The 21,612-nt window shown below is 71.1% G+C and carries 19 protein-coding genes; 10 read left to right on the plus strand and 9 right to left on the minus strand.

Annotation, left to right across the window (positions count from 1 at the left end; all coding sequences use genetic code 11):
• Window positions 1-216: 216 nt before the first annotated feature.
• From OG776_RS01945 to OG776_RS01955, 3 genes are all read left to right on the plus strand, one after another.
• Entirely contained in the window at window positions 217-1,125 is a 909-nt protein-coding gene (locus OG776_RS01945; protein WP_148011815.1) for an SDR family oxidoreductase, read from the plus strand.
• A 428-nt stretch (window positions 1,126-1,553) separates the two neighbouring features.
• Window positions 1,554-3,326: a PP2C family protein-serine/threonine phosphatase gene (locus OG776_RS01950; protein ID WP_329318409.1), complete on the plus strand. Its 1,773-nt coding sequence runs from the start codon at window positions 1,554-1,556 to the stop codon at window positions 3,324-3,326.
• Window positions 3,323-3,790 carry a response regulator gene (locus OG776_RS01955; RefSeq protein ID WP_148011813.1) on the plus strand — a complete coding sequence of 156 codons (468 nt, stop codon included), beginning with the start codon at window positions 3,323-3,325 and terminating at the stop codon, window positions 3,788-3,790. Before OG776_RS01950 ends, OG776_RS01955 begins: the two co-directional genes overlap by 4 nt.
• Here the strand turns inward: OG776_RS01955 and OG776_RS01960 are convergent.
• Window positions 3,772-6,057, minus strand: a complete 2,286-nt coding sequence (locus OG776_RS01960; RefSeq protein WP_329318411.1) for an ATP-binding protein — start codon at window positions 6,055-6,057, stop codon at window positions 3,772-3,774. The two genes, OG776_RS01955 and OG776_RS01960, sit on opposite strands and share 19 nt — an antisense overlap.
• Before the next feature lie 314 nt (window positions 6,058-6,371).
• Between OG776_RS01960 and OG776_RS01965 the strand changes: the two genes are divergently transcribed.
• Window positions 6,372-7,208, plus strand: coding sequence for an alpha/beta fold hydrolase (locus OG776_RS01965; RefSeq protein ID WP_148011811.1), 837 nt, complete (start codon window positions 6,372-6,374; stop codon window positions 7,206-7,208).
• Window positions 7,201-7,764 (plus strand): TetR/AcrR family transcriptional regulator, encoded by a 564-nt coding sequence (locus tag OG776_RS01970; protein ID WP_148011810.1) that lies wholly within the window; start codon window positions 7,201-7,203, stop codon window positions 7,762-7,764. Before OG776_RS01965 ends, OG776_RS01970 begins: the two co-directional genes overlap by 8 nt.
• A gap of 133 nt (window positions 7,765-7,897) precedes the next feature.
• On the opposite strand, the gene OG776_RS01975 is transcribed toward OG776_RS01970, so the two are convergent.
• Together OG776_RS01975 and OG776_RS01980 are read right to left on the minus strand one after the other, a co-directional pair.
• Window positions 7,898-8,062, minus strand: a complete 165-nt coding sequence (locus tag OG776_RS01975; RefSeq protein ID WP_261994791.1) for a hypothetical protein — start codon at window positions 8,060-8,062, stop codon at window positions 7,898-7,900.
• A gap of 44 nt (window positions 8,063-8,106) precedes the next feature.
• Entirely contained in the window at window positions 8,107-9,075 is a 969-nt protein-coding gene (locus OG776_RS01980) for a serine hydrolase domain-containing protein (protein ID WP_329318415.1), read from the minus strand.
• Window positions 9,076-9,148: 73 nt separating this feature from the next.
• On the opposite strand from OG776_RS01980, the gene OG776_RS01985 reads away from it, so the two are divergent.
• The gene (locus tag OG776_RS01985; RefSeq protein WP_148011809.1) at window positions 9,149-10,360 is read left to right on the plus strand and encodes an MFS transporter; all 1,212 of its coding nucleotides are present in this window, start codon (window positions 9,149-9,151) and stop codon (window positions 10,358-10,360) included.
• 112 nt (window positions 10,361-10,472) lie between these two features.
• On the opposite strand, the gene OG776_RS01990 is transcribed toward OG776_RS01985, so the two are convergent.
• Complete coding sequence (locus tag OG776_RS01990; protein WP_148011808.1) at window positions 10,473-11,189, minus strand: GPR1/FUN34/YaaH family transporter; 717 nt, start codon at window positions 11,187-11,189, stop codon at window positions 10,473-10,475.
• Window positions 11,190-11,371: 182 nt separating this feature from the next.
• The gene (locus OG776_RS01995) at window positions 11,372-11,776 is read right to left on the minus strand and encodes an actin-binding ADF family protein (protein WP_148011807.1); all 405 of its coding nucleotides are present in this window, start codon (window positions 11,774-11,776) and stop codon (window positions 11,372-11,374) included.
• 144 nt (window positions 11,777-11,920) lie between these two features.
• Here OG776_RS01995 and OG776_RS02000 point away from each other — a divergent pair, with 144 nt between their 5' ends.
• Window positions 11,921-12,418, plus strand: a complete 498-nt coding sequence (locus OG776_RS02000; RefSeq protein WP_148011806.1) for a GNAT family N-acetyltransferase — start codon at window positions 11,921-11,923, stop codon at window positions 12,416-12,418.
• A 118-nt stretch (window positions 12,419-12,536) separates the two neighbouring features.
• On the opposite strand, the gene OG776_RS02005 is transcribed toward OG776_RS02000, so the two are convergent.
• The 4 genes from OG776_RS02005 to OG776_RS02020 form a co-directional block, all read right to left on the minus strand.
• Complete coding sequence (locus tag OG776_RS02005) at window positions 12,537-13,325, minus strand: class I SAM-dependent methyltransferase (protein ID WP_329318418.1); 789 nt, start codon at window positions 13,323-13,325, stop codon at window positions 12,537-12,539.
• Between the two features lie 200 nt (window positions 13,326-13,525).
• Window positions 13,526-16,684, minus strand: coding sequence for a discoidin domain-containing protein (locus OG776_RS02010; RefSeq protein ID WP_443077172.1), 3,159 nt, complete (start codon window positions 16,682-16,684; stop codon window positions 13,526-13,528).
• Window positions 16,685-17,113: 429 nt separating this feature from the next.
• Window positions 17,114-17,404: a hypothetical protein gene (locus tag OG776_RS02015; protein WP_261994788.1), complete on the minus strand. Its 291-nt coding sequence runs from the start codon at window positions 17,402-17,404 to the stop codon at window positions 17,114-17,116.
• A 341-nt stretch (window positions 17,405-17,745) separates the two neighbouring features.
• Window positions 17,746-18,231: a hypothetical protein gene (locus tag OG776_RS02020; RefSeq protein WP_329318423.1), complete on the minus strand. Its 486-nt coding sequence runs from the start codon at window positions 18,229-18,231 to the stop codon at window positions 17,746-17,748.
• A gap of 439 nt (window positions 18,232-18,670) precedes the next feature.
• On the opposite strand from OG776_RS02020, the gene OG776_RS02025 reads away from it, so the two are divergent.
• The 3 genes from OG776_RS02025 to OG776_RS02035 all read left to right on the plus strand — a co-directional run bounded on the left by OG776_RS02025 (window position 18,671) and on the right by OG776_RS02035 (window position 21,606).
• On the plus strand, window positions 18,671-19,054 hold the full coding sequence (locus OG776_RS02025) for a BlaI/MecI/CopY family transcriptional regulator (RefSeq protein ID WP_148011803.1): 384 nt from the start codon (window positions 18,671-18,673) through the stop codon (window positions 19,052-19,054).
• Window positions 19,051-19,995, plus strand: a complete 945-nt coding sequence (locus OG776_RS02030; RefSeq protein WP_329318426.1) for a M56 family metallopeptidase — start codon at window positions 19,051-19,053, stop codon at window positions 19,993-19,995. Before OG776_RS02025 ends, OG776_RS02030 begins: the two co-directional genes overlap by 4 nt.
• A 405-nt stretch (window positions 19,996-20,400) precedes the next feature.
• Window positions 20,401-21,606, plus strand: a complete 1,206-nt coding sequence (locus OG776_RS02035) for a glycosyltransferase family 2 protein (RefSeq protein ID WP_329326314.1) — start codon at window positions 20,401-20,403, stop codon at window positions 21,604-21,606.
• The last annotated feature ends 6 nt before the right edge of the window (window positions 21,607-21,612 follow it).

A 21,612-nucleotide genomic window follows, 5' to 3' on the forward strand; every position in this document is an offset into this window, starting at 1 on the left:
TCGATCTCCTGGCACGGCCGTTCGCGGACCGGGGCGACCGGGAAGTCCCGATGGGGGCCGGCACTGAGCCCGCCGTTCAAGTGCCCCACCATGCGGCCCGTGCGCGCTTTGAGGTGCGCGAGCCACCCCGTGGGGTCATCGTGGCAGGTGGTGCGAGTTTAAGCATGATCGACCGGCCGGGGCGAGGGGGCCGCCGTCCGTCAGGAGGCTGCATTGATGCATGGCCGGCTCTGTGGGCGGGTTGCGGTGGTCACCGGCGCGGCACGGGGAGTGGGCGAGGCGACATCGCGCGACCTCGCGCGACGCGGAATGCGGGTGGCGCTGCTGGGGCGGGAGCTGGAGTCCCTGCGGCGGGTGGCCGACAGTCTGCCCACCGTCACGTGCTGTTTCGAGGTGGACGTCACCGACGAGGCCGCCATGCAGGGCGCGGCGCGCGATGTCCAGGCGCGGCTGGGGCCCGCGTCGGTGGTCGTGGCGAACGCCGGGATCGCCGCCGCGGGCCCGTTCGCCTCCAGTGAAGCGGCGCTGTTCAACCGGGTCATCGACGTCAACCTCATCGGCAGCGCGAACACGGCCCGTGTCTTCCTCGCCCAGCTCCTGGTCACACACGGCTACTTCCTGCAGATCGCCTCCACCGCCGCCTTCGGCTCGGCCCCCCTCATGAGCGCCTACTGCGCCTCCAAAGCGGGAGTGGAGTCCTTCGCCCAGGCCCTGCGCACCGAACTGCGGCCCGAGGGCGTCGGCGTCGGCATCGCCTACCTCCACTGGACCGGCACCGACATGATCAACGCCCGCGATGACCACCCCGTCCTACGCGCCCTGCGCTCGCACCAGCCCGCGCCCGTCCGCCGGGTCCACACGCCCGACCAGGTCGCCGCCTGGCTGACCCGCGGCATCGAACACCGCGCCACCAGCATCTACGCGCCACCCTGGCTGCGTCTCGTCCAACCCCTGCGCCCCCTGTTGCCGCTGCTCGTCTCCCGCATCGCCCGCAACTCCCTCGCCGAACTCTCCGCCGCGGATCTGCACCGCACCACGGGTGTCCTGGGACCGGGCGGCCTCGCGGACTGGGTGGCCCACCGGCCGGAGCCTCCGATGCCGCCCGTCAGCCCACCGCAGGACTGACAGGTCCCTCGCGAGCGGCGGGCACACGGGGTGGAACGGGCCACACCAGGGGTCGACGTCGAGGAACGCGACGTTCACCGAAACTCCGATCAGGTCAGGTCATGGCCTCCTGTCACACCGAGTGATGTCCGCCTGCCGGCTGTCGCACAACGTGTGACGGCTACGGTCCGGCTGCGTGCAGGTCACCTCCTCCCCCGGTTCCCGCCGCCTCGCCGAAGCGAGGCGCCGGTGCGGGGCGGGACCGGCAGCCGCCTCGCGGCACCGAGCGACTGCCGGGCGGCCTCTGTCTCGGTGGTGACACCGGGCCACGGCCCACCTGCGGTCCGCACCGGGGCGGAGGGCGCCTGGAGGCGTTCGGCCGCGGCGTGACATAGCGTGGCATTGACGGTCCGGAGCCGACAGCGGCGATACGGGACGGCGGATCAGCGGTGGAGCAGCACGAGGACGATGCCTCCTGTCAGGCGGATGACGCATGGTGGTCCGGCCGCCTGCATGAGCTCTGGTGTATCGCCGACGGGGCCCAGGACGTGATGGGGCTGGCCGACCCGCTCTACGGCCTGCTGCTCCGCATGCCCGGCGTGCTGGCCGTCGTCGGCGCCCGGTGGAGCGGTGGGCTGCTGCACTATGTGCGCGGCGTCACCCGGGCGGAGCCGACCCCGTCATTCCAAGAATTCGAACAGGATTTCGGCGCATCTGCCGCTGCCGAAGCGCCGGACGGTGATACGACGGTCACGGTTCACGAGGTGTCGGACCTGGACGCCGCCATGCCGCACGTCCAGATTCTGACCGCCGCGGGCGCGCGGATCGTGGCCGTGTGCGCCGTGCCGCTGGGGCAGGGCGGCTGGGCGTCCTTCATGGTCGGCACCGCGGACCGGAACACGGTGGGTGTGACCCTACGGGCACGGTTGAAGCAGGTCGCCGAGGTGACCATGATCACCGACAGGCGCATCACGTCGCGGCGGCGGGATGAGCTGCGCCAGGTGAGTGACGCCTTCCTGGCGGAGGCGTCGTTGCAGATGGATTCGAGCCTCGATGTCGAGAAGACGGTGAGCCGGGTGGCTCGGACAGCGGTTCCCGCCGTCGCCGAGGGCTGCCTTCTCCATCTGCAGCTTTCCGGCAGACTGAGTCCCGTGGCCTTCACCCACGTGGATGCGGGCGAACAGCAGTGGCTCGGTGTGATCGCGGCCGAGGACCGCTGGCTCAGGGACGTGCTGCGGCAGGTCGTCGCCCGCGGGCAGGGACTGGTGTTGCAAGGTGGCGAGCTGGCCGGAGGACCCTTCGGGCCCACCTCGTCCGGCACGGGGCGGGCTGTACGTGCGCTCAGTGTGAATCCGCTCAGGGCTCGGGGGCGGTCTCTGGGCACCCTGACGTTCCTCTACCACCGGGTGGACATCGCCGAGGTGACCTCTCGGTTCCTCGCCGATCTCGCGGACCGGGCCGCATTGGCCATCGACACCACCACCCTGTACGAACAGCGGCGTCAGCACGTGATCTCCCTGCAGCGATATCTGATTCCGAGAGAGCTGCCCCGCATTTCGGGTCTGGTTCTCAGTTCGGCATACGAAGTGGGCGACGTCTCGCTCGACGTGGGCGGTGACTTCTATGACGTCGTCCCGCGTTCACGCGGCGGTGTCACACTCCTCGTGGGTGACGTCTGCGGTCGCGGCGCGGAGGCCGCCGCACTCACCGGTCTGGCCCGCCACACCTTGAGAACCCTGCTCGAGGACGGCAGCACGCCCGAACACGCGCTGGGACGACTGAACCAGGCACTGCTCAGGGAGCACACCTCCCGCTTCGTGACAGCACTCGTCGCGGTGCTGGTGCCGGACGGGAAAGGGTTCGGTCTGCGCTGCTGGAGTGCCGGACATCCGGCGCCCCTGGTCCGGCGCGAGGGTGGCACGGTGGAGGAACTCGCTCCGCACGGGGATCTGCTGGGTGTGCTGGAGGAGATCGAGTACGGCTCCGGCGGAACCTACCTGGCGCCCGGCGACGCGCTGGTGCTGTTCACCGACGGGGTGACCGAGGCGCGAGCGGCCGACGGAACCTTCTTCGAAACCCGCCTGCAGGACGCTGTGACCCAGCAGGGGAGCAGTGAGGCCCAGACGTTCGCAGGGCGGCTGGCGGCTGCCGTCGTGGATTTCCGGGCGGCGGGTACGGACGACATCGCCGTGCTCGTCGCGCAAGTGGAGAAGTACCCATGAGTGGGTCGGCCGCGGATCCGAGAATCGATCGCGACTTCGTCTGGGTGGTCGAGGATTCGGCGGAGGACGCCGAGGCCATTCAGCGGGCGCTCGGGCGCACGCATCCGGGTCTGAGGCTGGAGTTCACCGAAAGAGGGGCCGGAGTCGCCGAACGGTTGCTGAATGCCGGACGCCGGCCGGGGCTCGTCATCCTCGATCTGCGCCTGCCCGGCCTCAGTGGGAGCGAGGTGCTCCGGTCGATCCGCTCCATGCCGGAACTGGACCAGGTGACCGTGGTCGTCTTCACCGCGTCCACGGCGCCGGAGGACGTCGACGCGACCTACGCGGCAGGGGCCGACAGTTACATCTACAAGCCGGTGAACTTCGAACTGTTCCGCACCGTTCTGAAGGGTGCTGTGGACTACTGGCAGCGGAGAGCGAACGGTGAGGACGAGGGCCCTGCCGCTCAGTCGCCGTCTGCTTGACCCAGCGTGAAGCAGAAGCTGGTCCCCCGGCCCGGCTCGCTGTCGACCCACAGCTCGCCGCCGTGCCGTTCGACGATCCGTTTGACGATCGCGAGGCCCACTCCGGTGCCTCCGCCACGCTCGTCCGGCCCGTGCAGTCTGCGGAAGAGCTCGAAGACCTCTCCCTGGTGATCGGCCGGAATGCCGATGCCGTTGTCGCGGACCACGATCGTCTGCTGCGGTCTCCCGCCCGTCGGCGTGCGGAGTGTGTCGACGAAGACCTCGACCGTGCGGTCTCCCTCGTCCGCGGCGTACTTGGCGGCGTTCACCAAGAGGTTGACCAGGATTTCGTGGAGCCGGTGTTCATCGGCGCGGACCTCGGGCAGATCTGTCCGGACGACCCGCACGCGGGCCTCGGCCAGACGTTCTCCGGCCACCTCGAGTGCGGAGTCGAGCACCCGGTCGAGTGGTACGAGGATGCGCTGGAGTCCGCCTCGGCCCAGCCGGCTGAAGTACAGCAGCGAGTCGAGCAGGTCGTCCATCCGGACGGCCAGTCGCCGCATGGTGTGCATCCGACGGAGGGTCCCCGCGTCGAGGTCCGCCGCCGCGTCCTCGATGGCGAAGGTCACGGCATTGGAGATGCCCCGCAGTGGTTCCTTCAGGTCATGCGCTGCCGCATGGGCGAACGAATCGAGGTCGGAGTTCGCGACGCGCAGTCGTTCGTTGAGTGCGGTCAGTTCGGCCTCGTTCCGCAGCACGAGACCGGTCAGCGTGCGCCAGAACTCCTGTGCGGCGGCGCGGTCGGCCGACGTCCAGGGCAGGCTCTGCCCGCGTACCAGCGCCTGGAAGACGGCACCTGACCCACGAGGCGTGAGACGCTCGCCCCGCGGGCCGGCCTGGACGGGCCGGGAAGGGTCGGCGGCCCACTGCCGGACGACGGGCCGCTCCCGGCGGAACCAGGCGAGGAAGTCGCCCGACCGGCTCAGCGTCACCATCAGCACGCCCGCCGGACCGCTCGTCACGTCGCCTCCGGGCCGGTCCGGTTCCTCGGACACACGGTCCGTACTCCACACGGTGCCCGGTGACAGCTCTGCCGCACGTACCTGGAGTGCCTCCAGCAGAGCGGGCGCGACACTCATCCCGGCGGAGTGGCTGCACCCGTTGCGGCAGAGCGTCGCCCCATCCGCGTCCAGCAACGTTCTCAAAGCGTCACCGCCCTCGAGAAGCGGCGCCTCCAGGCCGGAGCCGACCAGGGAAACGATCCGATCGAGCCGCTCACGGGACGCGGCGAGCGCCTCGGCCTGCTCTCGTTCCTGGATGACCGCGAGTTGCAGGGAGAAGGCGACGCCGAAGAACTCGCAAGCCGCCCGCAGCTCCGGGGGGACCGCCGTGGCGGTGTCGCCGTGACAGGCGATCAGCCCCCACAGCTCTCCTTCCCGGAGGACACTCACCGACATGGACGACCTCACACCGATGTTCCGCAGGTACTCCAGATGAAAGCCGGACACGGTACGCAGGACCGAATTCGACAGGTCCAGCGGGAGCCCCGTATCGGCACGTAGCGGGGGGTGCAAGCCCACACTGGCGTCGTCCACGTCGACGATCACGCGGATCCAGTTGTCGCGGTAGAGCCGCCTCGCCTGGGGCGGGATGTCACTGGCGGGGAACCAGAGTCCCAGCCAGGGCTCGTGGCCGTCGGCGACTTCCTCCGCGACCACCTCCCCCGGCCCGTCCACGCCCTCGAAGCGGTAGACGACGACGCGGTCGAAGCCGGTCAGTGCCCGGATCTCATGGGCCGCCGCCTGGCAGCACTCGGCTGCCGTCATCGACGACCGCAGTCGTGTCAGCGCTCGCCGAACCCCCTGGTAGTAACGCGCGAAATGCGGCAGGGCGACAGTTCGTGGTTCGCACTCCAGGATCAGGAGGGTCCCCTGCCGGTGTGCGCTCACGTCGAAGGTCCGGGCGGCGCCCGCCGCGCCGATGGCGAAAGGGAGGACCAGGCTTACCGCTTCGGGGCGAGCGCCGGCTTCGACAGCATCGGCCCAGTCCCCTGGGCGCATCACCCGCGTGATGTGTCCACCGACCAGCTCCCTGGCCTCGACCCCCAGCAGGGAACAGGTGTTCAGAGCCGCGGTGTCCACGATGCCGGTACCGGCCTCCACCGCGAGCAGGGTGCCATGGGACTGGATCCTGCCCAGCAGCTGGATGGGCTCCTGGACACACTCGCTGAGGTCGAAGCCCATCGCCGCCGCGGCCGCGGCCTCCCGCTCCGGGTCCGGAAGGGACATCTTTTCTCCCACGCACCGCTCTCGATCCGGTCTGCTCGGCCGTCGGCCCGCTGAGATCCTTCCACGCCACCCTGGCGCGAAGGAGTGGTGGCGCACGCGTGTCGGGCCGCGCACCCGTACTCCCACAGGTCCGCAGACCGCACCCACGAGCGCCGTGTACCGGCCGCGGGTGCTCGCACGGACAGGGGGTGAGCCCAGCCCCTTCCGCAGCACTCCTACTCGCCCTTCGGCCGCGCCGGGATCCCGCACGATTGACAGCGGAGGCTAATAGCCTTAGCTTTTAGCTAATGACGTTAACTTCTCGGGAGGAAGTCATGACCGAACACCTTGCCGTCGACGGCGGAACGATCGCCTACGACGTGACGGGAGACGGACCGTTGATCGTTCTGGCGCACGGCATGGGTGACAGCCGCGCCGCGTACCGGGCGGTGACCCCGCGGCTGGTGGCGGCCGGTTACCGCGTCGCAGCGGTCGATCTGCGCGGTTGCGGCGACTCCAGTGCCGGCTGGCCGGTCTGGAGCCGCACGGCCATCGCCACCGACCTGCTCGCCGTGATCCGGCACCTGGGAGGCCCGGCCCTGCTCGTCGGCCACTCGATCTCCGGCGGAGCCGCCACCATCGCCACGGCCCTGGAGCCCTCGCTCGTCACCGCGGTCGTGGAGCTGGCGCCGTTCACCCGCAAGCAGTCGGTCCGGCTCGGCGACCTGCGGGTCAAGCGCTTCCGGCAGGGCATGCTGCGCCTCCTCGGCGTGGGCGTGTTCGGCAGCGCGGCACTGTGGCGTTCGTACCTCGACGTCGCCTACCCGGGCGTGAAGCCGGACGACTGGGCCGAGCGGCTCGGCCGCATCGACGCGCTGCTGCACGAGCCGGGCCGGATGAAGGCGTTGAAGGGCATGGGCCGCACCGCACCGACCGACGCCGGCGCACAGCTCGGCAACGTCCGCTGCCCGGTGCTGGTCGTCATGGGCACGCTCGACCCCGACTGGGCCGATCCGCACGCGGAGGGTTCAGCGGTCGTCGACGCCCTGCCGTCCGGCCTCGGCCGCCTGGAGATGATCGAGGGCGCCGGACACTACCCGCACGACCAGTTCTCGGATCAGGTGGTCGCCCTCATGCTCTCCTTCTTCCGTTCGGTGGCCAATCGTGCCTAGGGCCGGTCTGGACCCCGCGGCCGTCGTGGAGGCCGGTGCCGCCCTCGCCGACGAGGTGGGCTTCGCCAACCTGACGATGGGTCTGCTGGCCGAGCGGGTCGGCGTACGGACCCCGTCCCTGTACAAGCACGTGGGCGGGCAGGAAGACCTCAACAGGCGGATCGCGGTCCTCGCGTTGAGCGAGGCCGCCGACGCCGTGGGGAGCGCGGTCCAGGGGTATGCCGGCCGCGACGCCCTGGCGTCTGCCGCACGCGCCTTCCGGGCCTTCGTCCTGGAGCACCCGGGCCGATATGCCGCGACGATCGGGGCGGAACCGTCCGGCGCGGACGATCCCCTGGCGACCGCGGGTCAGCGGCTGCTCGATGCCTTCGTGACGGTGCTGCGCGACTACGAGATCGCGGAGTCCGACGTGGATCACGCCCTGCGCATGCTGCGCAGCCTCTGCCACGGCTTCGCCACCTTGCAGGCGGACAACGCCTTTCAGTGGAGCGTCGACGTCGACGAGAGCTTCGAGTGGCTGATCGCCTTCGCCGACCGCGGCCTGCGCGCCCTGTAGGGGGGGCCGCCGCGCGGGGAGCCGAACGCGAACTCGTGGAACCGGACCGGCCCACGGTGCGCGGCCACACGGCGAAGTCGACCCCGGCCACCGGCCAGGTGCGTGTCCGACAGGCGCGCCCGCCTCCGCGCCGTCAGTCGTTCGCGGGAGCTCGACCGGGTCGGTCGCACAACGCGTGGTCGATCAGCGCCTGGACGGACCGGTTCACCCTGTCCTGGTCGATCCGGGCGGTGGTCGTCGTCATCGCGATCGTGACGGCACGCCGTCCGTCCTCCGAGACCGCGGGGCGTCCGTACACGCCGAGACCGTCGCCTTCATGGGCGTAGTACACCGATCCGCAGGTCAGCGGGACGACGCGCAGCCCGAGTCCGTAGCCGCCCGGCCGGACGGCGGTACGGGCAGGTCGTCGCAGGGCACGGTCCGGCGCATCTCTTCCGACAGGGCGGCCGGCAGGAGACGGTTGCCGGCCAGCGCGCGGAAGAAGGTGTCGAGATCCGAGGGCGTGCTCACGCCGCCGGAGTCGGCGGTGTGCTGGAGGCTCTGCTCGGTGAGGTCCAGGACGGCGCCGTTCGCGTCCTTGACCGCCACCCGCTCGTGGGGGCCCGTCAGAAAGGGATTCGCGCCGGGGATGTAGGTGTGCCGCAGGCCCAGTGGTGCGATCACGCGGTGCTCCACCAGTTCGCGCCAGTCGAGTCCGGACGCCTTCTCGGCGATCATGGCGGCCAGGAGATAGTCCGTGTTCGAGTAGGCCCACCGGCGCGGCCCGTCTCCGGGCACGACGAGGGGACGGTGCCGCATCGCGACGGCCACGAGGTTCTGGGCCGGGGTGTCGTCGTAGCGGCTCTCCTCGAAGTGCTCGGTCAGTTCGCTCCGCACGCGCGGATCGTCGACGTAGTCGTACAGGCCGCTGGTGTGGCGCAGCAGATCGCGCAGCATGACACGCGAGCCGTCGTTCCCGTGGCCCGATACGACGCCGGGCAGCCAGTGCTCGACGGTGTCGTCCAGCGACAGGACCTGCTCGGCAGCGAGTTGCAGGACGACGGCCGTGAACGTCTTCGTCGTACTGGCCACACGGAACCGCGGATCGTCGGGCACGGGCGCCTTCGAACCGAGACCCGCGGTGCCGGAGCGGGCCAGCAGGGTCGTCCTGCCCGCGCGGCGGAGTCCCTCCCGAGGAAACCAGAAAACTATCTCGCCATCAAGTATCTTGACATCAAGATGCCCACCTTGCAGGCTCCTCGGGTCGCAGTACTCCAGGACGTCGACGAGCGAGGGGGACGAAGTGCGTCGTGCCGGACCGGGCGCAGGCACCGAGGAACGGGAGAGCGGGAGGGGGCTCCTGGGGCAGTTCCGTCACCCGCCGGGCGGGCGGGACGCCCGGGTCATGCTGCTCGCGCTGGCGATCGACCGCATCGGCACCGGACTGTGGGCCGCGTCCTCGGTCCTGTACCTCACCTACGTGGAACATCTGGCTCCCGGGCGGATCGGTGCGCTTCTGGGCGCGGCCGGGGCCGTGGGCATCGCCGGATCGCCCGCGGCGGGACGCCTCGCGGACCGCTTCCCGGTACGCGGCCTCCTCATCGGCTGCCACCTGCTGCGCCTGGTGACCCTGGCCCTCGTCCTCTGCTGCCACGGCTTCGTGACCCTGCTCCCGGTCATCGCGGTCACCGCGTCGGCCGACCGTGCGGCCAAGACCCTGGAGATGGTGTTCGCGACACGCACGGCGGGCGAACGCCGTGTGATCTACCAGGCGTTGTCCCGCAGTGCGGCCAACGCGGGGTACGGAGTCGGTGCGGGGCTCGCCGCCATCGGCCTCGCGGTCGGCACCACGGACGCCTACCGGGTCCTGCTTCTGGGCAACTCCCTGTCGTTCGCCGTCGCCGCGCTGCTGGTGTGGCGTACGGGCGAGCCGACCGACGCCGGATCCCGATCGGCGGGTACGGCGCCCAATGCCTCCCCGACCGCCGCCGTACGCCCCCGGACCACGAACAGCCCGTGGCGGGACCCGGGTTATCTCCGCTTCGTCCTGCTCGACATACCGATGAACCTCGACGACTCGGTCCTCGGCGTCGGCCTGCCCCTGTGGCTGGTGAGCCGCACGTCCGCGCCCCACGCCCTTGTCCCGGCGTTCCTCGTCATCAACACGACGCTCGTCGTGGCCCTGCAACTGTCCGTCTCCAGAAGGGTGGAAGGCCCACGACGCGTGACCTCGGCCGTCCTGGCAGGCGGATTGCTGATGTTCGTCTGCTGTGCCCTGCTGGCCCTGGCGGGCAGCTCCGGCTCCTGGGCGGCGGCGGTCCTGCTCGCCGTGGCGGCCGGAGTCACCCTGGCTGAGCTCATGCGCTCCGTGAGCTCGTGGGAACTGGCCGTGCTGCTCGCACCCGACGACGCACGGGCCACCTATCTGGGGGTGGCGGGCATGTCCCAGTCCATCCAGAAGTCACTGGGCCCGCCACTGCTGACCGGCGTGGTGATGGCTGCCGGGCCGGCGGGGTGGCTGGTGTTCGGAACGGCGGTCGCCGGTGTGGCCGTGGCGCAGCGCAGACTCTGCACGCGACGCCTGCGCCTCTTCGCCACGGACGGACTGACCTGCTAGGGGCGTCCGACGCGGACCACGGGGTGACGACCGGCGTGCGCAACGCCCGGTGTCCGGACACCCGTACGGCGGCGGGCTCTCCCAACTGGTCCGCAGGGAGTGCGACTTCGGCTCACAGCTGCTCACGTACGCCGGGTTCGCCGTGGAGTCCGGCCGGGGAGGCGCTGAGCCTGCCTTCCATGGCGGCCACGGCCTCGCCGCGCCGAAGAAGGGGGAGGACTGCGCGGGGCCAGGCATTCTCGATGAGCAGGGCGAAACCGAGGTAGGCGGCCCCCAGAGCGGCGGCCACCGCTACGCATCCGGCGGCGCGTTGGAGTCCGGAGGAGCCCGTCAGGACGTGGAGCCCGTCGAGCACGGCTCGCAGGGAACACAGGACGAGGACCGCGGAGATCAGGGGCTTGGCACGCGAGGAGACGACCGCCAGCCCCGCGACGACGAGACCGAAGGAGAGGGAGAACACCCCGAGCACCGTCGGCGTGGACCCTGGACGGCTGAGGATGTCCACGAGGCCGAACGCCAGCCAGCTCGTGGTGAACAGACCGAGGGTGGTGGCTCCCACGGTGTCCCGCCCGAGGTACGCCATGACGGTGGCGACGAGTTGCAGCGGGAAGGCATAGGCCGCCAACAGGACCCCGACCAGCACCTGTTCGCCCTCCACCCAGCCGAGACTGTCTGCGGCCAGGACGATCATCCCCAGACCGAACGCCAGGTACCCGAGGGGAAGGCTGGTGGCGACGGGCCTCAGCATCACCCGGGGCACCGCGCCCCCTCCCCCGTGGAAGTCCTGCTCCGGGGAGGGACGATCGGGGTCATGTGGCGGTGTGGTCATCGACTTCTCCACAGGCTGGTGCGTGAGACCGCGCCCAGGACGCGACGGCTCTACGGTTCGACGGCGGACGGGGCAGGCTCCGGCGGGGGCACGAGAGCGCCACGGCCCGGCGTGAGTCCGCCACGCCGGGCGGTGGCCCGACCGAGCGCGATCACTCCGCACCGCCGGGCAGGACCGGTGGGTCACGAGGACCGGGACACGAGCGCCTTGTACTGCACGTCGGACATCTCCGTGGCCGGTACGTAGACCTGGACGCCCTCCAGCAGGTCCCGCAGTGAGGCGTACCCGGACGAAGCCGCGGTCTTCTCCTCGGCCGTCGCCCGCGCCGGGCACCAGGAGATCAGCACGACCTTCTCCTGCCGGGCCCCGTCCGGTGACGCGAACAGCAGGTCGTGAACGACGTGCCGGGGCTCGTCGGCCGGGAGGGTCTTCAGCAGTTCGTCGTGCGTCAGGTTGCCCACGGACTCCAGGACGACAGACTCCAGGCTGTCGCTGAGCCGGCAGACCACCGTGTTGACGTCCCGGCGCCCTTTCAGCTCCTGGAAGGCGTCGAGACAGCTGTCGTCCACTGGGATATGTCCGCTCACGAGGAGTCCTTCCGATCACGGGGAGACCATGCCGAGCGGCTCAACGAACCCGCTCCCCGAGAGGTTCTGGCCCACTGGCGTCGATCTTGACCACGGACCGTAATCGGGTTGCCGTCACCCCGGTGATCGGGCATCGTCCGGATCATGCTCGAACTGCGCACCGTGGAATCGGACGACTGGCCCCTCTGGCGCGAGCTGCGCCTCGCGGCGCTCGCCGAGGCACCCCACGCCTTCGGATCGACACTGGCCGACTGGCAGGGGCCGGGTGACCGGGAGGAGCGCTGGCGTGGCCGTCTGTCGATCCCCGGCGCGCGGGACCTCGTCGCACTCCTCGACGGGCTCCCGGTGGGCATGGCCAGCGGGGTGCCGGACGAGGACGGACAGAGCGTGGAGCTGATCTCCCTGTGGGTCGGCCCCCGGGCTCGGGGCCGGGGCGTCGGTGACCGTCTGGTCCAGGCGGTCGAACGCTGGGCGGCGGAGCGCGGTGCGAGAACGCTTCGGCTGTCCGTGATGCCGGACAACCACACCGCGGTCGCGCTCTACGAACGCCACGGCTACACGGACACCGGCGAACCGGGCGACCTCCTGCCCGACGGCACGGGCCGGGAGCGGGTGATGGCCAAGAACCTGGTCGTCGTGTGACCGGCGACCGCGCGGTTCACCGTCGCCGCGCACGCTGCTCCGTCCCAGCTCCGCCGGATCGCCCGGGCGGCCTCGCCCCGCACCGCGCGCAGATCTGCCTCACGCGGCCTGGCGCCGATCAGGTCATCAGGGCCGTGAGCACGGAGACCCGGACGCTTTCGGGATACGGGCCCGGCGGGAGCGCCCTGCGCATCCGCTCGGCGAACGCAGGCCGATCATCCCGCCGCGGAAGTTCGTTCGCCGGGATCGCCGAGAACACGCTGCCGATGAGCTGGTCGAGGGTCATCTCCGTGTCGTACTCGATCAACGTTTCCCTTACATCGGTGAACCCCGTGGTCCGGAGCGCCTTCGCGTAACGGCGCCGGTCCTCTGCGCCGCTTCCGCAGGTCGCCTGCAGCGTCGTACCGAAGTGGGCTTCCATAAAGGCGCGCAAAGCACGTGACCACGCCCGGTCCTGCAGCCACAACGGTGTGCCATTGGCCACCACCGCGATGCCTCCGCCCGCGCGGAACAGGGGCGCCAGCGTGCGGAAGAGTTCCTCGTGCCGCATCCAGTGAAGTGCCTGGCTGATCACCGTCATGGCCAGGGATCTCCGCCCGACCGCCGCTCCCACCGCGGGAACGTCGGTGTCGGCGCCCAACACCCAGGTCACGTTGCGCACACCCTGTCGCGCGGCTGATTCCCCCGCGAGCCGCAACATGTCCGGTTCCGGGTCCATCCCGATGACGGAACGGACCCGGGAGGCGAGAGGGAGAGCGAGTTGACCGGTGCCGCAGCCGAGGTCCAGCACGATGTCCTCGATGTCGAGTGCGAAGACCACACGCAGGGCCTCGATGACCGGAGGCGGGTACCCGGGACGGTACTTGGCGTAGTACTCGGCGACCTCACCACTGAAACCCGGAGTCATGGACCTCACCCTGGCAAGGACGGGCCGATCGGGACAGCGTTCGGGCGCGCTGATCGCTACCGGCGGAAAGCGAGGCAGGTCCCCCGCGAGTGGCCCGGAGAAAGGCGTGTCCCATGACCTGCGCCTGCCGAGGGTGGAACTCCCCCTGCAGGCAGGGGGAGTTCCACCCTCGGAAGGCGATCAGGAGGTGGGGAGGCCGGTCAGCGTACGGAGAAGCTCGTCAGCCGGGCGGCGTCGCGCTGACCCGCTTCGGTCGCCAGAGCCACGTAACGGGCGGTGGCGTCGGTGGTGAGCCCGCGGCTTCTGCCGTGTCCCGTGAGCCGGCCGGCCCGGGTGTAGGTCAGACCGTCGCTGCTGAGTTCCACCGCGAGGCCGGGGACGTGACCGCCGGTCCACTCGGTACTGATCTCCCGTACAGGATGCTCGGCACCGAGGTCGACGACCATGCGGCCGTCGGGGCCGGGCTTCCAGGCCGTGTGCGGGTCGCCGTCCACCGCCGCCGAGGGGTCCGACATGCCGGGCGGGAGCGGGTTGGTCGGGAAGACCGTGCGGGCCAGGGCGAGATCGTCCGACGGATAGGCCCGGGCGCCCCGCAGGGTGACGGTGGTGGTACGGCCGGCGCGGACCTCGGTCACCTCGCTGTGGCCCTGGCCGGTCACCCGGAGGCGGCAGGACGCGCCGCTGAAGCGCACGGTGGCCGCGTCGACGACCTCCGCCCGGAGCCCGGCGGGCAGCCGCCCTCCGAACAGCGCGTCGACCACCATGCGGGGCGGCAGCAGTTCGGCCGTGGCGGCGTCGAGACGGGCCTCGTAGGCCGTGCCTTGGGCGGTGAGGGTCTGGCGTCCCTCGAACAGCACGGCGTGCGAACCGGATCGAGGAAGGTCGACGCGAGTCGTCACCTGCCGGTCGGACAGGTTGAACAAGCTGAGGTGATCCTCGGTGAGAGCCGCGCGGACACCCGCGTCCTGCGTCTGCGGAGCGGTCCCGCGGGCGAGTTCGCGGAGCTTGTCGGGAGACATGCTCGGGTACCCCTCGGCCAGCAGGGCCGACGCCGGACCGTCGGCGAGGACGACCGTGTCGCCGTACACCGCGAGCGGTCGCTCGGTTCCCCTCACGACGAGGCCGGCCCGGCCGTCGACGTCGAGCCAGCCGCCCTTGCTGGAGACGTCCGGCTCGGGCCAGGAGACGAGGTCGCTCCACTGCTGTCCGTCGGCCGAACCCTGCACGGTGTACGCGCGACCGGCGGCGGCCTCCCAGCGGAGGGTGACCCGGTCCACCGTGTGCGCCGCTCCGAGGTCGACGGCGAGCCAGCTGTCGGCGCGGGGCCGGTCGGCCCTCGACACCGCCCACCGGCTCGTGGCGTTGCCGTCCACCGCCAGCGCCGGCTCCTTACCGGTGTCGTACGAGGACGCGGTCGCCGTACCGCCCTGGGCGAGGTCGGCGCCGCCCGAACCGTCGCGGGCCTCGAAGGCGTAGAGGGAGTAGCCGTACGTCGGATCGGGGAGCACGCCCCGCATACGAAGGTGCCGCACCTCCGTCCTGGCGAAGGTCACCTCGTCCACACGCGCGCCGCCGGCCGCCGGCCGGGCGTCCTGCGCGGTCACCGTGGCGCTGCCCTCCTCGAAGCGGTAGGTACGCGCACCCGTCAGGCCCGGCATGCCGGGCATGGTGAGGTTGTGGATCTCCAGGTGCCCTTCCCCCGCCGCCACCCCGGTCGTCGCGTAGACGACGGCGCCCGAGGGCAAGGTGGTGAGGCCGGCGCGACCGGAGGTCAGGCTCAGCAGGGTGGCACTGCCGTCGAACCCGTCGCGGAGTCTGCTGTACGTCCGCACCTGGCGGCCGGTCACCTGTGCCGCCGTGCTGGGCAGGAACATGGGGTTGGCGCCGCTGAGCTTGAACAGCCAGTCGTCGTGCGCCGGTTGCCAGGCGAACTTCACGAAGCCCGGCTTGGTCACGGCTCCCGCCCACGCGCCGGCGGTCTGGTGGGACACCAGTCCGGGGCCGGTGCCGAAGTCGGTGACCCCCGAGGCCTGTTCGAAGAGTTCCCGGTCGGTCAGGGGGCGCACCGTGCGGCCCTGACCCGCGGCCCACAGGTGCAGGAGATAGCTGATGGCCACCTCGGCGCGTGCCTCCGGCTCGTACTTCGGCTCACCCGAGAACTTCGCCAGCCGGTACTCGGGCGGGTACTTCTGATACGCCTCCAGTCGCTCCGCGAGCGCCGCTTCCGCCCGGGCCGCCGCGCGGTCGCCGGCCACCTGGGCGAGGAAGGCGAGGGGGATGACGTCACGGCCGTAGAGGTGCTCCCGGTCGTTTACCATCGGCATCAGCGGCTCGCCGGCATCGCTCATCACCCCGAGCAGGGTGCGCCACAGCTCGTCCCCGTTCGGCTGGTTGGTGAGCACCTCGGGCAACGGGCGCCCGGCGGCGATGAAGTGAGCGGCGTTGCGGCCGGACGTGCGCCACAGCTCCTCCTGATAGTGCGGGCCGAAGGAGCCGTGGTTCTCGACGATGAAGGTGTCGTACAGATTGCGGGCGGTGTTGTCGGAGACGCGGACGCCGTCGACCCGGGCCGGGTTGGCCAGGTCCGCCTGGGGCAGCCCCGCCTCGTTGCGCGACCACTTGCCGAAGGCCTTGTCCCAGTCGGCGTGCCGCGCGTCGTCCGTGGCCCAGGCCAGCCCGGGGGCCAGGGACTGCGCGTAGACACCCATCTCCTCCAGCTTGGTGTCACCCACGTGGCCGCCGAGCAGGCCGTCCGGGGTCCAGCTGCCCGAGTTCGGGTCGTCGCCCGTGCCCAGTCCCGTGGTGTAGGCGGCCTGTTCGCGGGCGATCGTGTCGACGTCGGCCCGCGTGGCCTCGTCCAGCTCGTCCCACAACAGCCGTGCGGCCAGCACGAAGTAGAGCTGGAAGGTGGTGTCGAAGAAGAGCGTCCGGCCCCACTGGGTGCCGCCGGCGAGCCGGTTCGACGCGGCGAAGTGCTGGATCGTGGCGATCGTCCTGGCCTTCAGGGTCTTCTCGTCGATCCCGGCGCGGTCGCTGTCGAAAGCGCCGTGGGTGAGCAGGACGGCGTTGCCGAGCACCACGGCGAAGCCGAAGTCCTTGTCCGTGTAGTAGCCGCGCGCCTGGTCCCACTGCGTCTCCGACCAGTGGGTGTGGTTCAGCAGGACACGGTAGTACGTGTCCGCGATGGCGTCGGGAGCCGCGCCCGGCCGCCCTTGGGCATGCGCGCTGCCGCTTCCGAGCGTGACGGGGACGGTCGCCACGAGCGCGGCGGCGCCCAGGAGTTGGACGAAACGACGGCGGTCGACATACACGGACGCATCGGACACGCTTGACGCCTTCCACAAAGACAACGTTGTCATACGGCTGACTGAAATTGTTCGTCCGAAATCGTCCGCGCGTCAAGGGGTGCGTCAGGAAAGATCGTTGCCTCCACGGTGTGCGGCAGCGTCCATCGGCGCGGCACGCCGGACGGCACGGGACCGTGGGGCGGCGCGCAAGTCCCGTGCGGCGGCGCGGACTTCATCGCCCGAAAGTCGGGCCCGACGCTTCGCGCGACGCACCGTGTTCCGTGGTCGGCGGTCAGCCCCCTCGCGCTCCCCGGCCCTTGGCCGTGCCGCGATCGGCCGCGCGGAGCCAGGGCCGCCGACGGCCACTCAGCGGCGCCCCCACTCCGGGTGGCCGGCCGCGCCCGGCAGGGGTCCGGGTGGACGCCGACGTCGTCGGTGGGCCGGACCTTGCCTTCCCAGGAGCCGGTCAAGGTGCGGCCGCGGCCGGGAGGAGTCGAGGGTTCAGGACTTCTCAGCGGCGTCCGCGTCCCCGTCGGACCGCGCTGCCTCGTCCTCCGCCATGCCCAGGAAGCGTCGAATCGTCTCGACCGGCATGTCGAGGCCCTCGGACGCGGACTGCTCGTCACCGAAGACCTGGACCGCCTCGGTGACGGCCACGGCCAGTTCGGTCTCCGCCTTCCGGACCTTGAGTTCGGCCTTGTCCACGGTGTCGACCACCGCGAGCTGGCGGCGCTGCTTCTCCTGCAGCCGCTGCTTGCGGGAGACGGTCTTGTCAGAGTTCTGCACAGTCATGAACAAGATCATAAACGGGTGCCGTCGCCGACGTGAAATCGCCAACTTGCCTGGTGCGGGCCATCGTTCGCCGCTATGGGCGCCGCGAGGACCCGCCGCCCCGCCCGGTGGCGCGCACTCCGGCGAGCGAGGCCGCCAGGTCGCGGCGGCCGCCCTCGCACACGGATGGCGCCGGGACGTTCCCGACCCCGGTGAGAACTCCGGCCGCGCCGCGTGACCCTGACCGGCCCTCCCGGGAGCAATCGTTCGCTCAGCCGACGGCCGGAGGGCCCGCGGCCGACGGGCCTACGACGCTCGCGTCAGGAAGCAGGAAGTACGACGTGCGGAACCGCGCCGCGCGGTCACCGCTCGGCGCACTTGTTCCCGACGAGCTCGGCGGCGTAGTCCCAGTCGAGCTGCGCTTCGCCGGCACGGCTGCCCGCCGCCATCTGCTCGGCGGCCCAGTGCCGGCCGTAGAGGTCGATGCCCGCGCACATCATGTCCTTGCGGGATTCGGCGAAACCCTGCCAGGCGAGGGTGACGCTGAGCTTCGTGAGCGCGTGCCGGCTCGACGTCGGCGTCGCGTCGACGGCCGGGTCTCCGTCGGTCGCCCCTGCCTCGTCGGACCGGGTGTCGCTCGCGCTGGTGCTCCTGTCGCCCCGAGGTCCGTCCGCCCGGCCCTGGCCCTGGTCCGGGTCGGAGCCGGATGCCGCGCCGATGACACCACAGACGATCAGGAACGCGAGGACGCCGAGGCAGCCCAGGCCCGCGGCCCTGCCGCCCGAGGGCTTTCCGGCGGCGGGCTCCGCCGGCTGGACGGGTGGCTGTGGCGGGTACTGGTCGTGCATGGTCTCCCCCGGATTCGAGTGGCGTGTGCGGTACGACTCGCCGGGGTGCGGGGCGAGTTGCGTTACCGGCGGGTCATCCCTGGAACGGGTGAAGCGGTGTGATTCCCGGGACATGCGTGGAGGGTGGGAGTGCCCGTCGTACGGGGGGGACCGCGACCACGCGGGGCGAGCGTCCGTCGGGTCCGGCTGACGTGGACGTACGGAGGCTCGGCGGTCGCGGGCGTACGGAGGATGCGCGATCGTCCGTGCGCGGGGATCTGCGGTCGTCGGCGCCCGGGGATCGGCGCTTCGGCCGCGAGCCGGGTACGCGTCCCGCCGCTGCCGCACACGGCCGATCACCACGAGCGGTAGATTAGGCATGCCTAAGAACGTCCACACCCCTTCGATGGGCCGGGTGTGCGCACCGCACCCTGTGCGGCCGCCGAGGAACGGGAGAGAGATGCCGGGCAAGGGCCGAGACGACAGACGTCCGCACGGTGAGCTCGTCGCGGACGTGCTCGCGGTGCTGTGGGACGCGGGCAGGCCGATGACCGCGCAGCAGGTCAACGCGGTGCTCGACAAGGGGCTGGCGAGAACGACGACGGCCACCATCCTGACCCGCCTCTACGACAAGGGCACCCTGCGCCGGACCCCGTCGGGCCGCGGCTTCGCCTACGAGCCGGTGGAGGACGCACCCGGGCTCGTCGCCGGCCGTATGCGCCGTGAGCTGGAGAGCGAGCCGCGGCGGGACCTGGTGCTGCGGCGGTTCGTGTCCTCCCTGTCGGACGACGACGAGGAGACCCTGCGCCGTCTGCTCCTCGACGCCGAGGACGACTCCGAGTGACGTTCGTCCTGGTCATGGTCGTGCCGGCCCTCGCCTTCCCGTGGGGCGCCGCAGCGGTGGCCCGTCGCCTGGCCGGGCTCCTCCCGCCCCGGGAGGCGTCCTGGACACTGGCGGCCACGGCGGTCCTGGCCGCCGCCGGCACGATCGCGGCGCTCGTCGGGCTGTTCCACGTCCCGTTCCTCGCCTCGCTCGAACAGGTCCCCCTCCGGCGGGTGCTGGAGGTCTGGCCGGCGGTGGTTCCGGCGGCGGGCGCGGCCGGTTCGGTCCTGCTCGTGCAGACGGTTCTGCTGGTCCGGCGCTGGTTCACGCACCGGGCCGTGCTCGGGCACGCCTGGCGGCTGGCAGCCCGAGGGACGGCCGACGGCGACCTGTTGGTGGTGGCGGAGGACGAGGTGGACGCCTTCGCGCTTCCCGGCCACCGGGGCCGCCGGGGGCGGATCGTGGTGACCTCCGGCATGCTGAACGCCCTCAAGCCAGGCGAGCGCGAGGTGCTGCTGGCCCACGAGCGCGCCCATCTGTCCGCCCGCCACCACCTCTTCTCCGTGGCGGCGGACCTCTCCACGGCGGTCCACCCCGCGCTGCGGAGCCTGCGGGAGTCGCTCGGGTTCCACCTCGAACGCTGGGCGGACGAAACGGCGGCCGCGGCCGTCGGCAACCGCAAAGTCGCGGCCGCCGCCATCGCCAGGGCGGCCCTGGCCGGCTCTCCGAAGCGGGACGCCGACGCCGGGCACCCCCTGCTGTCGGTGGCGACCGGACCCGTACCGCAGCGGGTCGAGGCGCTGCTCCTGCCGGAGCCCGTGGCGCCGCGCGGCGGCGCCCGCCGGGCCGGCGCCGTCGCCCTGGCGGTCGCCGTGACGGTCTCGGCACTGGCCGCGATCGCGCTGGCCTACGGACTGCACGAGTACGTGGAGTACGCGGCCGTGGCCGTACGCGCGGGCTGATCCCCGGCCGGGCATGGGGGCCTCCCGCCTCTCGTACGGCTCCCCGGTGCGCCTCTCCACGGACCCCGTCGCCTCCCGGAACCGCCGCCGCGGCGATGTCATGCCGATGAACTCCGGCCACCGTCGTCGGCCGTCCGCTGTCGATCCGCGCCGACCGCCGTGCCGGGCGCGGCAGTCGGGAGGGGATGCCTTCGCATGGCGTACCTCCTCGCCAGGGCTCGGCAGTGACGATGCTTACCCGGCCTCTTACCGACGTGTCCTACCCTCCACGCTCATCGCGGATTTCCCTTCGGACACACGTCCGTTCCCGCGCCGCCGCCATGAATCCGACGTACCTGCTTCACACGCCGTCCATCTGCCGTATCCACTACGGTCGGGACCACACCCGTTGCACAAGGGGGAGTTGTGACCGTGTCCCAGCCTGATGTGACCGTCGTCATCGGGGCGTACGAGGCGATGCCCTACCTCGTCGACTGCCTGGCGTCCGTGGAGGCGCAGACCATCGAGCCGGACCGTGTCGAGGTCATCGTGGTGGACGACGGGTCCACCGACGGAACGGGCGAGTATCTGGAGGAGTTCGCGGAGCGCGCGGCCTTCCCGGTCACGGTGGTCCGGCAGGACAACTCCGGTGGCCCCAGCGGCCCGCGGAACATCGGACTCTCCAAGGCCGCGGGCCGCTACGTCTTCTTCCTCGACGCGGACGACAGGCTCGGTCACGAGGCGCTGGAGCGCATGGTCGCGATGGCCGACCGCCATGGCACCGACGTGGTCCTCGGTCGCGTCGAAGGGGTCAACCGCACGGCACCCCGGACGATGTGGGACGCGACGCTGGGCCGCACGGACGTCTTCACGTCCAGTATCAAGTTCGCGCTCAGCGCGCAGAAACTGTTCCGCCGAGCGTTCCTCGAACGGCATGCCATGCGTTTCGACGAGTCCTTGTGGACCGGCGAGGACGCGCTGTTCACGATGGAGGCCTATCTGCGGGCCGACGGGGTCTCCGTGCTCGCCGACTACACCTGCTATTACCTGGTGGGGCGGGAGGACGGCAAACACGTCACGAAAAGCGGGAGTTACACCCGCCGCTTCGACTCGGCGCGTGCCCTCATGCATCTCATCGCCGATATGGTCCCCGCGGGAGAGCGGCGGGACTCCCTGATGGTGCGCCCCTTCCTCATCACCCTGGCGCCGCAGTTCGGCGCGGTTTTCACAAAGGACGACGAGGATATAAGGCGCCACAAGTTCGCTCTGGCGAAGCCGTTGATGGAGAGGTACTGGCACGAGGGAGTCGCCCGTCGACTCAAGGTCGGGGAGCGGCTGCGCCTCCACCTCGTGGCGGAGGAGCGCGCCGACCTGCTCCTGGACGTGGCCGCGTTCGCGCGGTCGAAGAAGCAGGCGGCGGCCGTCCTGGAACGCAACGGGTCCCAGGTGTACTTGGCCTATCCGCACTTCCGTGACCGGGCGTCCGGCATCCCGGACGAGGTCTACCGGGCCGAGCCCTCCGAGGCCCGCGCCTTTCACGGCTACCGTGAACACACCGTCGGCTCGTTGGGCCGCCGCGCGTTCCGGAAGGTGCGCCGTACCTTGTCCCGGATCACTGCCCGTAGCGCCTGAAGTCGG

It is taken from the genome of Streptomyces sp. NBC_01689, assembly GCF_036250675.1.
Classification (GTDB): domain Bacteria; phylum Actinomycetota; class Actinomycetes; order Streptomycetales; family Streptomycetaceae; genus Streptomyces.

Bases quoted from the DNA above. Each gene is read 5' to 3' on its own strand.
- OG776_RS02025 (WP_148011803.1), top strand. From the start codon at position 18,671: ATGCCGGGCAAGGGCCGAGACGACAGACGTCCGCACGGTGAGCTCGTC.
- OG776_RS01955 (WP_148011813.1), top strand. From the start codon at position 3,323: ATGAGTGGGTCGGCCGCGGATCCGAGAATCGATCGCGACTTCGTCTGG.
- OG776_RS02005 (WP_329318418.1), bottom strand. From the start codon at position 13,325: ATGACTCCGGGTTTCAGTGGTGAGGTCGCCGAGTACTACGCCAAGTAC.
- OG776_RS01960 (WP_329318411.1), bottom strand. From the start codon at position 6,057: ATGTCCCTTCCGGACCCGGAGCGGGAGGCCGCGGCCGCGGCGGCGATG.
- OG776_RS02010 (WP_443077172.1), bottom strand. From the start codon at position 16,684: ATGACAACGTTGTCTTTGTGGAAGGCGTCAAGCGTGTCCGATGCGTCC.
- OG776_RS02015 (WP_261994788.1), bottom strand. From the start codon at position 17,404: ATGACTGTGCAGAACTCTGACAAGACCGTCTCCCGCAAGCAGCGGCTG.
- OG776_RS02000 (WP_148011806.1), top strand. From the start codon at position 11,921: ATGCTCGAACTGCGCACCGTGGAATCGGACGACTGGCCCCTCTGGCGC.
- OG776_RS01985 (WP_148011809.1), top strand. From the start codon at position 9,149: ATGCTGCTCGCGCTGGCGATCGACCGCATCGGCACCGGACTGTGGGCC.
- OG776_RS01990 (WP_148011808.1), bottom strand. From the start codon at position 11,189: ATGACCACACCGCCACATGACCCCGATCGTCCCTCCCCGGAGCAGGAC.
- OG776_RS01965 (WP_148011811.1), top strand. From the start codon at position 6,372: ATGACCGAACACCTTGCCGTCGACGGCGGAACGATCGCCTACGACGTG.
- OG776_RS01945 (WP_148011815.1), top strand. From the start codon at position 217: ATGCATGGCCGGCTCTGTGGGCGGGTTGCGGTGGTCACCGGCGCGGCA.
- OG776_RS02020 (WP_329318423.1), bottom strand. From the start codon at position 18,231: ATGCACGACCAGTACCCGCCACAGCCACCCGTCCAGCCGGCGGAGCCC.